The organism is Oceanobacter antarcticus (assembly GCF_044962685.1).
Lineage (GTDB): Bacteria > Pseudomonadota > Gammaproteobacteria > Pseudomonadales > Oceanobacteraceae > Oceanobacter > Oceanobacter antarcticus.
The window spans coordinates 42,108-55,347 of sequence record NZ_JBBKTX010000020.1; the positions used below are offsets into that span (position 1 = coordinate 42,108).

A 13,240-nucleotide genomic window follows, 5' to 3' on the forward strand; every position below is an offset into this window, starting at 1 on the left:
GGAGTGATCAACAGGTTACCTGCGTTACAGGGCTGGACGCTATCACGTCTGGCTATTGCGCTGACAATTCAAAGTTGTATAAAGCGATTCAATTAATTGTTGTGCATGGTATTGCTTGTTCGTTGTGCGACCGTAGGCTTTGCCACGAGGCGACCATTTTAAGGAAAACGACATGTGGATGGGGTTTGAACCAGGGTTCTGGTTATTGGCAGCAATCGCTGTATTGATCACGGGTATTTCCAAATCCGGCTTTGCTGGAGGCGTTGGTGTCGTAGCAGTGCCTTTGATGTCGCTGTATATCGATCCTCGTCAGGCGGCGGCCATTATGTTGCCGCTGTTATTGCTGATGGACTTTTTCAGCGTGCGCGTCTGGTGGGGCAAACAAAACCTGCAGGAATTTTGGCGACTGATCGGGCCAGCGGCGATCGGTATCGCAATAGGTTATGCGCTGTTTGGCTGGCTCAATGCCGAAATCATTAAAATGATGCTGGGTATCTTGTCGTTGGCGTTTGCCGTGTGGGGATTGAGCAACAACTTGCAGCTGGGTGAGCAGCAACAAGGACGATTACTGGTTGCCCGTCTCTGCGGTTTAACGACCGGTTTTACCAGTTTTGTCGCCCATGCCGGTGGGCCACCGCTGAATTTATATTTGTTGCCGTTACGTCTGCCCCGGCAGGAATACCTGGCAACGGTCGTGGTGACTATCGCCTGTGTGAATGTAATCAAACTGATTCCCTACGGTCTGCTGGGACAACTCAGCACGGGTAATCTGCTGACGGCCGTTATGCTGATGCCCATCGCCTGGGTTGGTGTGCGCTATGGGGTGAAGTTGCAGGCGGTGATTGATGACAAAACTTTCTACCGGGTTATCTATCTGGCACTGGGGTTAATCGGTATCAAGCTGTTGTGGGATGCGTTCTGACGGTTACGTCTCGGATAGCAATAGCCCGTCGTGCTGGTGCGGCTTTGTTGTTTGTTGTCAGTCGACCCGGCCAATAGGATTAAGATATTGAGCCGGGATAACGAACGGCAATGCAGGGGGTGACGAACCAAGGGGCGGGTGTTGTCACGGCAAATTGTCATGACATCAGCAAGTGACGCTCAACCAACGTTGGCAAACTCACATTCGGGCAAGGTACGGACATGTTCCTGAATCAACTGCTTTGCGACTCGTCCGCAACAACCGCAGTCTGTTGCCAGGCCAAGTGACCGACGCATTTCGCCATAACTTTGTCCTTGCTCAACAGCGTCTTTGACTTGCTGATTGGTTACGGCCTTACACAGACAAACATACATATCCGGATCCCCATAATCGAGAATGACTATCAATGAAAGAGAGTTTATCTAAATGATAAGAGTTTGCAATAGCTTTCGCGTCATTAATTTCAGTATTCTTGGTCTAAGCTGATTCTTCTCGTTGCGGCTGAGCAAACACCCATCGTGACCGGATGGGTGACTCCACCGCGTTAGCAGGTCGATACACTGCTATTCCTGAGCATCAAGGTGTTGCTTTACCATTGCCTGGTGCAAGTATCTAGCCAGTATGTATGACCTTTGGCTGGCTGTTGAAAATCGACTTGCATCGCGATGGCTGCGTTAAAAATGACCGTAAATGCGCATTTATTACCCCTAAAAGTTGCTTTTCATTCATTGTTGCCTTGTCTGTAAACCGACAGTTGAAATAACGCCCACGGCTACAACAACGTTTTCCAACCGCCGGTTGGGGCATCTGGCGAATTTGTCAGCAATCCGTTGTCGGCAATACTACATTGCGAGTTAGCGGCACTGTGGTCGGGTAGTGGCTGGGATAATGGAGTGAGGAGTGGAGTGAGCAGCCAGGTAAAAATATCTGAGTGGACAGGAGCAAAGACCACAGCAGGCCGTTATTGGCCTCTGCTGTGGTTTTGATGACGCAGACGATGCCAGCAGGATCAGTTGTGCGCGTGCAGCTCTTCGTTCAGCTGAATGGCACTTTTGTTGGTAACGCACTGTACCGCGCCACTGATGGAGTCACGACGGAACAGCAGGTCAGATTTGCCCGCCAGGTCACGGCCCTTGACGGTTTCGACCACGTTTTTCTGGTCGTCCAGTACCAGAATCTTGGTACCAGAGGTGATGTACAGACCTGCTTCAACCGTACAACGATCTCCCAGTGGGATACCGATACCGGCGTTGGCACCAATCAGGCAACTTTCTCCGACAGAGATAATGATATTGCCGCCACCAGACAGGGTGCCCATGGTAGAACAGCCACCGCCAAGGTCGGAACCGTTACCGACCACCACCCCGGCAGAGATACGGCCTTCCACCATGGAAACGCCTTCGGTACCGGCGTTAAAGTTGACGAAACCTTCGTGCATGATGGTGGTGCCTTCGCCAATGTAGGCACCCAACCGGACACGGGAGGTGTCGGCAATACGCACACCCGCCGGTACCACGTAGTCGGTCATGCGCGGGAATTTATCCACGCTGTTCACACTCAGCAGTGCGCCGTTCAAACGGGCATCCAGCTGGGCGGCGGGCAGTTCGGCAAGGTCGATCGCCCCCTGGTTGGTCCAGGCGACGTTGGGCAGCAAGCCAAACATACCGGCCAGGTTGATACCATGTGGTTTGACCAGTCGATGCGAGAGCAGGTGCAATTTGAGGTACACCTCTGGCGTGCTGGTGGACTGGGTGTCCGTTTCCAGTACGGTGATAACAACCGGCTGTTCGCTTTCAATGCAGGCGCGGGCGAGACCGGCCTGGGTTGCATCCAGTTCGGCCAGGGCATCAGCAAATGCGCTCAGGTCGCCGCCATCGGCTTCAATAGTCTGGTTGCCGCCGTCGTAGCCGAATGCACTTTTGGTGGCTTCAATCAGGCTGTCGGCCGGATTCAGCAGGGGTTGTGAGTAAAAGACTTCCAGCCATTCTCCCTTGCTGTTTTTGGTGCCGACGCCAATGGCCAGTGCAAATGCATTACTCATGTCGTATTCCTCGATTCGAGCGCGTCCGGACAGGCCCGGACGGTCAGTTAGTCAATGGGTTTGGTTAAACAGGGATTCGTAGTCACCCGGCTTGAAGCCAAGTATTTTCTGGTTGCCGGTATCCAGCAGCGGGCGTTTGATAATCGATGGGTTGTCGAGCATGACCTGGCGGGCGCTGGTGCGATCCATCTGCGTTTTTAGTGGTTCTGGCAGGGCACGCCAAGTGGTGCCGCGTTTGTTGATCAGTGCCTCCCAGCCAAGCTCATCCAGCCATTGGTCAACCAGCGTGGCACTCAATCCGTCTTTTTTATAATCGTGAAAGGTGAAGTCAATGGCTGCGTTATCCAGCCAGCTGCGAGCCTTTTTGATGGTGTCGCAGTTTTTGATGCCGTACATGGTGATCATGATGAAGGTCGCTGCCAAAAATCGAAAGGCGCAAGGATACCAAACCGGACGGCTGAGTTCAGCGTGCAGGTAATATTAGCGCAGGTTTTTTGGTGTTATCGGGCTGCGATCAGGGCTTGAAGGTGACGCCAGCAGAATCTGGGGTGCTGTGTTACTGCCGTTGCTGGCGTGTCTCATGCTGAAAGGCACTGAGTAAATCCTGCAGTTCGGTAACGGATTGCTGTAGTGCGTCACCGGGCAACGTCGAGGGTGCTCTGCTGCAGCGTTCTTCGATCAGGCCAGCGGTGGAGGCAATACGCAGGGCGCAGATATTTTCTGCTGCTGCTCTCAGGCCGCGGGCGGTGTTGACCAGAGTGTCGATATCGCCCTGATCAACTGCGTGTTGCATACGGGTCAGACTGTAGGTAGCGCGAGTGGTGAACATATCGACCAAGCGTTTTTGCAGCGGACGATTGTGATTGATCCTATCCATCAAGGCGCCATGATCCCAGTGCATTTGCTTGCTTGATCCGCGGTGTTGGGTTGTATTCTGATCGGGATGTGCGGACGGCAAATAGTGTTTCAGGGTAAGAAACAGGGCGGCGGGTTCCAGTGGCTTGGTCAGGTATTCGTTCATTCCGGCAGCCAGACATTTTTCCCGTTCGCCAGCGACAGCGGCGGCCGTCAGGGCAATAACAGGCACACCGGCATAATGTTTTCCGGTACGTCCCTGACGAATAGCCTGGGTTGCCTGATAGCCATCCAGATTGGGCATCTGGCAGTCCATCAGAATCAGTGAAACAGCGTCTTCGCTGCTGCTGCCATCCAGTATCGATAGCACTTCGACGCCGTCTTTGGCTTCCAGTATGGTCGCGCCGGTATCCTCCAGCAAACCCTTGACGACCTCTCGGTTAATGCGGTGATCGTCCGCGACGATGATGGATTTTCCGTCAAAGAGGTTGGCGGTATGCGTCGGGTTTGGGGGAATTGCGGGTTTGGTTGACAGCGGTGGCGTTCCGGGAGCTGGCGACGTTGAATGGCGCGTGAGCAAGGACGTCAGAGAGCGTTCCAGCGTGACAGTGGTAATCGGCCGATCAGCGAGAATGACGCCATTGGGCATATCTTGTGGCAGCAATACACAGGAACTGGGAGTCGCCAGTAGCAGGCTGTGTGGCTGGTCGGGAAGCGCAGCAAGTACCGCCTGTACCCTGTCAAAATCGATACAATCGAGCACCAGAATGTCGGCAGAGGTATTGATCAGCGTCGACTCGTTGAGTTGGCTGGAAGGACAGATGTCGGTCTGGACATTCCAGTGCCGGAGCATGTTGTTAATGACTCGCGCTTCCTGCTCTGACCGGAGTGAAATAAGCACTCGCTGAGGGGATTCCAGACCGCTTGGCATGGGTGAGTGATCTTGCATCCGCAGAGGTTCCAGTGGTAAGGAAAAGGCGAACGTACTGCCCTGGCCCGGGTTGCTTTCCAGCGTCAGTGTGCCGCCCATCAATTCACATAACTGGCGTGAAATGGACAGCCCCAGACCGGTACCACCATAGTGACGGGCAGTGCTGTTTTTTTCCTGGGAAAACTCGGTAAATATCTGTTGCTGTCGTTCCGGAGCAATACCGATGCCGGTATCCATAACCTGGCACTCAAGCTGGCATTGGCCGTGCTCGTCTGCAGCGGTTTTGACGTTGACCAGAACATGGCCGTGGGGGGTGAATTTGATGGCATTGCCGATCAGGTTATTCAGGAGCTGGCGGATACGATTGGCATCCCCCTTGACCAGATTGACCTGGATATCGGAGAGGTCAGCCAGTAGCTCGACATCCTTGTCCATGGTTTGTACGTACATGGTCGAGACGGTGGAATGAAACAGCTGCAGCAGGTCGAACTCGATATGTTCAATGTCCATCTTGCCCGCTTCAATTTTGGAGAAGTCGAGAATATCGTTAATCAGCTGGGTCAGTGCTCGTACGCTGTTTTCGGCCATATCGAGCTGGCGTTCCTGACGTTCTGTCAGGGTGTCCTTGCGCAACAGACTGAGCATGCCAAAAACGCCATTCATGGGTGTCCGAATCTCATGACTCATCTTGGCCAGAAAATCACTTTTGGAATGATTGGCTTCATGGGCTTGCTGCAAGGCAAATTCCAGCTGATAGGTGCGTTCGGCGACTTGTTCTTCAAGACGTCGATTACTTGATTCCAGTAGTTGTCGGGAGAGGATTTCATCAGTGACGTCTGTGATCAGTATAGAAATGCTGTCACGTATCGGTTCCGGGGTCTGAATGCGGTTGCAATTGATGCTCAGCTGCACCGAGTTGCCTCTGAGGGTTTCGTTGACCAACAGCGATTGACTTTGTCCACTGGTGATCGCGTCATTGATTGCATCGGTGATCTCTTTGGCCGAATCTCGGAACAGCGATGCCACCGGTTGGTCCTGCATATGGGCGGAATACAGGTTGAACATATGTTCTGCAGCCGGGTTGGAACTGATGATTTTCCCCATGGCGTCAATACTGAGGATGGCTTCTGAGGAAGATGAAAAGATCGCCTGATACTGGTCATTGATGGCGGCTTTACGGCTTCTTTCCTGCAACGCCTGCTGGTAGAGAAACACAATAATAATGGCGATCAGGTAGACCGGTAGCGATACGCTCTGGTACTGAAATATCTGTTGCAGAGTGCTGGACTGGATATCGGCATCGCTGAAGCCTTCCAGCAGATGCAAGGCTCTGGGGTTCTTGCCACCGTTGTAGGGTATGGTCTGGGCCTTGTAGTAAAAAGTCCCTCCTGAGCGGGTATCCAGCTGGTGCAAATTCCGGCCGTTCAGCTCTGGTGCCGAGCCAAAGTAGGAAGGCCAGGTGGAAGGCGTTCCCAGCTCAAAGGCAAATACCTGGCGTTTGTCGGGGTGAATCAGGAAGTTTAGGTCGTTATCCAGCAGGTAGGCATCGGCGCTTTTATGATTGTTGCGAATAATATCCAGCAAGGGGCCGGCATCGATATTGATAATCACGATACCAAACACCGTACTGTCATCACGGTGGACAGCAATAGCAATCCGATAGGTTGGCCATACCGGAAAATCCAGCTCGCCAAACTCCCGGTTCAACTCAATGGAAGAGACATAGAGGTTATGAGGGGTCAGCTCCATCGACTCTTTGAAATAGCGGGTATCGCCTTTCTCCTGCATGTCCTTGTCGGGAATGATATTAATGATGCCATTGCGGCGTTCTACTCGCACCAGCTCACGGCCATTGTTCTGTTGGCCGATGTAGCGGATTTGGCGAATGTGGTCGTTGACCTGCAAATAGGCAAAAAAGATGGTTTCCAGTCGCTGCTTCCATTCTGCCAGTGAGGTTCCGTCCTGCGGGTCGGTGCCGAGATTGTCCGATGCTCTCAGAATGCCTTTGATTGGCGGCACACTGCCGAGAAAGACCGAGTGATTGCGATCGGTAGCCAGCTGGTTTTCAAAGCGGGTAGACAGCCTTTTCAGCTCGGATTCGGTATCACTGGCGAGAGATTCTTTTGCTGACTGGTGCGCGACAAACAGTTGAATAAACGCCAGCCCAACGTACAGGATCGCAGAGACCCCGATCCAGAGATAAAAATTCTTGCCATTCATTCTGAAACAAAACTCCTGCCCAGTCAGCCCGGATAGCGTCAAAAAGCGTGTCGCTTGCGGCTGGCTGTGCGTTGTATGGATAGGGGTCATCACCGCCTGACATCAAAGTAAGGCTAGTCAGGGAACGCCGTTTTCGCAAGGAATGGCAAATACGTCATGTACTTCTATAGTGAATACATGACTCGCGACTTACTGCATGCCCAGAGTCCGGTTTCGACGATTTCCATCACGGGCTCTATGACGAGGTAATAGATGTTTCGGAGCATGCCCCTGCGAGTCAGATATCTGGTGTTTGAGGTTGTGTTGCTGACGGTTGGCGGGTTGCTGACCCTGGCGGTCATGCTGAAACTGGAAAATTTTAATCAACAGCAGCTGCAACAGTCATTGACGCAGCAGGCTGAAGATGTGGCGGATCAGGTTGTTAACCGCATTAACCTTTATGAATATGGCCTGCGCGGTATGCGTGGCGTGGTGTTGGTCGCAGGCGACCGGCTGAATGAACTGGCAATAAAAAGCTATGCCATGACGCGCAATCTGGATCAGGAATTTCCGGGAGCGCGGGGGTTTGGGTTTATACGTAAAGTCTCTGAGCAAGCATTGCCGGGTTACCTTGCTGATCAACAGAAGGTGCGGGAACACTTTGGCATTCGCCAGATCCAGAGACACGAAGGCGACCGGTTTATTATTGAGTACATTGAGCCACTGCTTGGCAACGCTGAAGCCGTCGGTCTTGATATTGCCTCGGAGTCAGCGCGTCGTAATGCCGCTATCGCAGCGATGACATTGGGTGATGTGCAGTTAACGGCTCCCATTACTCTGGTACAAACTGCTGGTAAGCGGCTGCAATCCTTTCTGATTCTGCTACCGGTTTATCGTATCCCGGTGACGCCGCTGCAACCTGAAGAGCGTGAACAACAATTGCTTGGCTGGAGTTACGCCCCCTTGCTGATGGGGCAAGTGCTGGCCGATCTGAAGAAAAATGATGCCCTTGTCAGTCTGCGCTTTACCGATATAACCGATAACCAACATCCGGAAGTATTTTATTCCACCCTGAAAGAATCCACATCAGACTCGTCCCAAGTAGTACAGGCGACTGCTGTCCAGCGTGCGGTTTTTGGCCGTCAGTGGCAAATAGAGGTGATCCCGCAGCCAGGGTTTGCTGCCAGTCTTCATCTGGTCTCACCGGTTCAGGTGGCCGTGGTGGGCGCGGTTGTTAACCTGCTCTTGGCCATGTTGCTGTATCTGCTGATCAGCGGGCGCATGCGTCGCGGGGAATACCTGTCACAGCGTCAACACCTGGCGGCGATTGTCGACGGTTCCGTTGATGGCATTGTCAGTACTGATGCCGATGGCATCATCACCAGCTGGAACAGTGGTGCCGAGCGTTTGTTGGGCTTTCCGGCCGAGACCATGCTGGGAACGTCGCTGACGGAGCGCATTGTACCGGAGAATCTGCAGCAGGAAAGTGAACGTATCTTGACCTCGGTGGTGAAGCGGGGGTTGCATGTCCGGCCATTGGAAACCCGGCGTCTGGCTTTGGATGGTCAGCTGATTGATGTTTCGGTTTCGGCCTCGGGGATCCGCGATGCCAGTGGTCGTCTGGTTGGGTTGTCGCAGACCATTCGTGATATTTCTCGCCAAAAGCAGGCGCAGGCGCATGTGCTTGAACTGCAGCACAAACTGGAACAACAAGTCGAACAACGCACTGGTGAGGCCGATCGGATCAACCAATTACTGCAGGGCGTTTTGCGTTCATCGTCAGAAGTCGGCATTGTCGCCACCACTAAAGAAGGTGTGATTACGCTGTTCAACTCGGGTGCCGAACGTATGTTGGGCTACTGTTCAGAGGAGATGGTTGGCATCCGTACACCAGTGATTTTTCATGACAGTGATGAACTGAAACAACGGGCACAGCAGCTGACGGAAGCCCTCGGCGTATCGGTTGACGGTTTTGATGTGCTGGTGGCGTTACCAGAACGGGAAGGCGCAGAAACCCGCGAGTGGACCTACATGACGCGCCAGGGCAAGCGCTTGACGGTGAGTGTATCGGTCACGGCAATTTGCTCTGAAAACAGCAACGAGGTGACAGGGTATCTGGGCATTGTCTTTGATATCACTCATCGCAAACGCACCGAAATGAAATTGCAGCAAAGCCTCAAGACGACCCAGGCCATTCTCGATACTGCCGTCAATCCGATTATCACCATGGATCGTTCCGGTAACATCAAGCTGTTTAATCCGGCGGCAGAACAGCTGTTCGGTTACTCGTCCGGGGAAATCATCGGCAGCAGTATCCGCATGTTGATGCCGCCGTCGGTCGATGCCGTCACGGATAATTTCATGCATTCACTGCTGATCGATATCGAAGCCTTTGCAGGCAGTAACCGTACATTTGAGCAGGAAATTCAGGCGATGCGTCATGATGGCAGCCTGTTTCCGGCGCAGATCAGCTTTGGTGCTGTAGAACAGGATGGCGGTCTGATTGTGGTCGGCGTGTTGACCGATTTATCCGAGCACTATCAGCATCAAAGCGTGGTTCAAAGTGCTATCAGCCAATTGGAAATGGCCGCTGAAGTGGCGGAATTGGGGGTCTGGAGCTGGGATACCGATACCGAGCTGCTGACCTGGAATGATCGTATGTTCAGCCTGTATCAACAGCCGGTTGAGTTGAAAAATGAAGACTTGGAACTGGAGCGCTGGTCGGAACGAGTACACCCGGACGATCAGGTTATGGCTGAGTCGTTGCTGCGAACCTGCATGGATGTTGGCTATTTTGACACTGTGTTCCGGATTGTCTGGCCCGATGGCAACATCCGGCATATCCAGTGCGCTGCTCGTGCCGAACGCGCCAGTCATGGTCGGGTGATTCGTATCACCGGCATCAATCAGGACATCACCGAACAGATACTGCATGAAGCACACCTGCGGTATGCCAGAGATCAGGCCGATGCCTCCAGTGCGGCCAAATCTGCTTTTCTGGCCAATATGAGTCATGAAATCCGTACCCCCATGACCGCTGTGTTGGGCATGCTGGCCCTGTTACAACAAAGCCAGCTGACCGAGCGCCAGTCGGATTACCTGTCCAAGGCGCAGAATGCCGGGCGTTCGCTGCTGCTGCTGCTAAACGATGTGCTCGATTATTCCAAAATCGAAGCCGGTAAATTAGCGCTGGATGTTCACCCCTTCGATATGAACGAGCTGTTACGTACTCTGGGTGTTGTGATGGCAGGAAATCTGGGCCAAAAACCGGTTGAACTGGTGTTTGATATTACCCCCTGCTTACCCGTTCAATTCGAAGGGGATAGCAAGCGCTTGTTGCAGGTATTGATCAACCTGGCGGGCAATGCGCTGAAGTTTACGCCGTCAGGCCATGTCATGGTCAGGGTCAGTATTTTGGCCGACAGGGAACAGTCGATGGATTTGAGAATTGAGGTGATCGATACCGGGATCGGTATATCCGACGAACAGCAGCAACGTATTTTCTCCAGCTTTATTCAGGCCGAAGCGTCAGTCAGCCGACATTTTGGTGGCACCGGGCTGGGGCTGGTCATTTGCAAGCGCCTGGTGGAACTGATGGGCAGCGAGTTGCAGCTGGAAAGCAGGCAGGATAGGGGCAGCCGTTTTTGGTTCGATGTAAAACTGCAACGGACGGACAATCGCAGCACGTATCTGGCCTCAGCCGAAAACCCAACCTGCCGGGTGTTGCTGGTTGAAAACAAATCGCTGGTGGCAACACCGTTAATGCGTCTGGGCGAGGCGGCACACTGGGACATGGTTCAGGCCTTGGATGGGATTGCTGCGGTTGACTATATTGCGCAAGCCAACCAGCGTGAGCAGCCAGTGCATCTGGTGGTGCTGGATGCGTCGATAGTGGGGATCCGGGTTGAGGAATTAATCTTGCGACTCCGGGTTGCACCATTAATGGGCCAGGCTCCTGCGGTTATTGTCCTGGGTGTCCTGGATGATCATTGTCAGCCCTTGTCCGAAGCGGCAGAAGGGGTTGCTTTCCTCTGTAAACCGGTGACGCCAGCAGAATTGTATCACGTTGCCAACGAGCTGCTGAACGGCAAGCAAATCGACAACCAAGTCAGCACCGACTTGGCCAACCCTCGGCTTGCGGGTGTGAACTTACTGGTCGTGGAAGATAACGGCATCAATCGTGAAATAGTCAGTGAATTGTTACGACTGGAGGGCGCTCGGGTGGATCTGGCTGAAAGTGGACAGGAAGGCGTGAATCGCGTTAGCGACAATGCGCGACCTTACGACCTGGTACTGATGGACATCCAGATGCCCGGCATGGATGGCCTGGAAGCGACCCGATTGATTCGTACCCGTGTCAGCAAGGAACAATTGCCGATACTGGCCATGACCGCCAATGTGTCACTGGATGACTATGCTGAATGTATTGAGGCGGGTATGAATGGGCATGTGGGCAAGCCGATCGATCTCGATCGTATCGTCACAGCCATTCTTGCTACCATTGATCCTGCTAGATCTCCGTCCCGACCGGTAATGGCGAACGACCAGCAAAGTGGTGGTGAGACTGACGTACTGGTCGAGCCACTTGCTACCATTTTGCGCCGCTTCGGTGGCAAACAGGAGATCTACACGCGTTTGCTGGCGACGATAAAAGAAGATTTTGGCGTACTGCTGGAAAAACTGGCGCTGCAGCTGCAGTCGGCGGGCTGGCCCGAGGCCGCTGCCACACTGCATGCCCTGAAAGGCAATGCAGGCACGATGGGGGCGATCGGTCTGGCCAAGCGTGCTGCGGCGCTGGAGCCGGTGTTTGTGCAGGCCGGTTCGGAGGGGAACAACCTGCCGGATAGCGATAGCCTGATCGCCGAATTGAGGCACTTGTCTGAGCGCTCTGTCGTGGCATTACAGCAAGCGGTGCAGGCGCTTGATGGTATGCCGGAGGCAAAAGCAATGGCCGGGAGCCTGGTCTCGAGCCAGCCTGGTGTGTATGACAGGCCCCTGAGCTCTGTGACAGGCGAAGAGGATCAGGAAATAGCAAACTGGCTGAACAGTCTCGATGCCAGCCTGGACAATGGCGATATGAAGGTCGTGGAAATGGTGGAATGCTGTCCAGAAGTGATCCGCTCTGCTTATCCGCAATGGCTGGAGCCGTTGATTATGCAGATTGGAAGTCTTGAATTTGAACAGGCCAGGCAGACACTGCGCCAGATGCGGGGGGATCAATGAATACCGCAGGATCGTTTAATGAATGGATTCCGGGGTTGGATCGACTGCCCCGTTTGCTGGTTGTGGATGATCAGCCACTGATTATCCGGGTATTGAATGAAATTTTTAAAAACGAATGCCAGGTATCAATGGCAACAGACAGTCGTCGAGTTATTGAAATTTGCCGCAAGCAGCAACCGGATCTGATCTTGCTGGATATCATGATGCCCGGCATTGATGGTTATACCGTTTGCCGGCAGTTAAAAGCAGATGCCATGACCGCAGATATCCCCGTTATTTTTGTGTCATCACAGCAGGAAGTTGAAAATGAGCTGCGCGGATTTGATGTGGGGGCGGTGGACTTTATTACCAAACCCGTTAATCCGGTGCTGGTGTATGCCCGCGTGCGAACCCATATAGCGGTCAAGATTCAACGTGACTTGTTGCGTGCCAGTGCCTTGCAAGACGGACTGACCGGCGTTTCCAATCGCCGTCGTTTTGAAGAGACGTTGGAGCTGAACTGGAAGCAGGACTTGCGCGAGCAGCGTGAACTGTCGCTGATCATGGTGGATCTGGACTACTTCAAACGTTACAACGATTATTATGGCCATCTTGAAGGGGATCAATGTCTGATCCGGGTTGCACAGACCATCAAGGCGGTGCTCAAACGCCCCAGTGACAGCTTGTCGCGTTATGGCGGTGAGGAATTTGTTTGCCTCTTGCCGGATACCAACCAGCAAGGCGCCAAAAAAGTCGCCAGCAATATCCTCCGCAGTATTGAAACCCTGGCGATACCTCATGTGGAATCTCCCCTGGCATCACAGGTTTCTGTCAGCCTGGGAGGTGCAACGGTGAAACCGAATTTAGCCATGAATCGTGCCGATCTGATCAAGGCCGCTGATATCCAGTTATATCAGGCCAAACAGCAGGGCAGAGGGCGCTATATGGGGGTGCAACTGTCAGCAGATGCTGCGGGTACGGATTGCCAAACCACTGGTCACGATGCCTGACCGGTTAATAGCCGGTATCGCTGGCGCGAGTGATTTATTCAATCTCAGACGGGTGACGTGCTGCATTTTCAGCAACATCC

The 13,240-nt window shown here is 53.3% G+C and carries 7 protein-coding genes; 3 read left to right on the forward strand and 4 right to left on the reverse strand.

Annotated elements, in window-relative coordinates; genetic code table 11:
* Window positions 1–178: 178 nt before the first annotated feature.
* Window positions 179–922, forward strand: a complete 744-nt coding sequence (locus WG929_RS15450) for a sulfite exporter TauE/SafE family protein (RefSeq protein ID WP_416206791.1) — start codon at window positions 179–181, stop codon at window positions 920–922.
* A gap of 179 nt (window positions 923–1,101) precedes the next feature.
* Here WG929_RS15450 and WG929_RS15455 read toward each other — a convergent pair whose 3' ends face one another.
* The 4 genes from WG929_RS15455 to WG929_RS15470 form a co-directional block, all read right to left on the reverse strand.
* The gene (locus tag WG929_RS15455; protein WP_369857357.1) at window positions 1,102–1,296 is read right to left on the reverse strand and encodes a (2Fe-2S)-binding protein; all 195 of its coding nucleotides are present in this window, start codon (window positions 1,294–1,296) and stop codon (window positions 1,102–1,104) included.
* 635 nt (window positions 1,297–1,931) lie between these two features.
* The gene (gene dapD, locus WG929_RS15460; RefSeq protein ID WP_416206792.1) at window positions 1,932–2,963 is read right to left on the reverse strand and encodes a 2,3,4,5-tetrahydropyridine-2,6-dicarboxylate N-succinyltransferase; all 1,032 of its coding nucleotides are present in this window, start codon (window positions 2,961–2,963) and stop codon (window positions 1,932–1,934) included.
* Window positions 2,964–3,014: 51 nt separating this feature from the next.
* Window positions 3,015–3,368 (reverse strand): ArsC family reductase, encoded by a 354-nt coding sequence (locus tag WG929_RS15465; RefSeq protein WP_369857359.1) that lies wholly within the window; start codon window positions 3,366–3,368, stop codon window positions 3,015–3,017.
* 151 nt (window positions 3,369–3,519) lie between these two features.
* Complete coding sequence (locus WG929_RS15470; RefSeq protein ID WP_416206793.1) at window positions 3,520–6,969, reverse strand: ATP-binding protein; 3,450 nt, start codon at window positions 6,967–6,969, stop codon at window positions 3,520–3,522.
* 252 nt (window positions 6,970–7,221) lie between these two features.
* Between WG929_RS15470 and WG929_RS15475 the strand changes: the two genes are divergently transcribed.
* On the forward strand, window positions 7,222–12,171 hold the full coding sequence (locus WG929_RS15475; RefSeq protein ID WP_416206794.1) for a CHASE domain-containing hybrid sensor histidine kinase/response regulator: 4,950 nt from the start codon (window positions 7,222–7,224) through the stop codon (window positions 12,169–12,171).
* Window positions 12,168–13,160: a diguanylate cyclase domain-containing protein gene (locus WG929_RS15480; protein ID WP_416206795.1), complete on the forward strand. Its 993-nt coding sequence runs from the start codon at window positions 12,168–12,170 to the stop codon at window positions 13,158–13,160. The genes WG929_RS15475 and WG929_RS15480 overlap by 4 nt, the downstream gene beginning before the upstream one ends.
* Window positions 13,161–13,240: the final 80 nt, after the last annotated feature.

Bases quoted from the DNA above. Each gene is read 5' to 3' on its own strand.
- WG929_RS15450 (WP_416206791.1), top strand. From the start codon at position 179: ATGGGGTTTGAACCAGGGTTCTGGTTATTGGCAGCAATCGCTGTATTG.
- WG929_RS15455 (WP_369857357.1), bottom strand. From the start codon at position 1,296: ATGTATGTTTGTCTGTGTAAGGCCGTAACCAATCAGCAAGTCAAAGAC.
- dapD (WP_416206792.1), bottom strand. From the start codon at position 2,963: ATGAGTAATGCATTTGCACTGGCCATTGGCGTCGGCACCAAAAACAGC.
- WG929_RS15465 (WP_369857359.1), bottom strand. From the start codon at position 3,368: ATGATCACCATGTACGGCATCAAAAACTGCGACACCATCAAAAAGGCT.
- WG929_RS15470 (WP_416206793.1), bottom strand. From the start codon at position 6,969: ATGAATGGCAAGAATTTTTATCTCTGGATCGGGGTCTCTGCGATCCTG.
- WG929_RS15475 (WP_416206794.1), top strand. From the start codon at position 7,222: ATGTTTCGGAGCATGCCCCTGCGAGTCAGATATCTGGTGTTTGAGGTT.
- WG929_RS15480 (WP_416206795.1), top strand. From the start codon at position 12,168: ATGAATACCGCAGGATCGTTTAATGAATGGATTCCGGGGTTGGATCGA.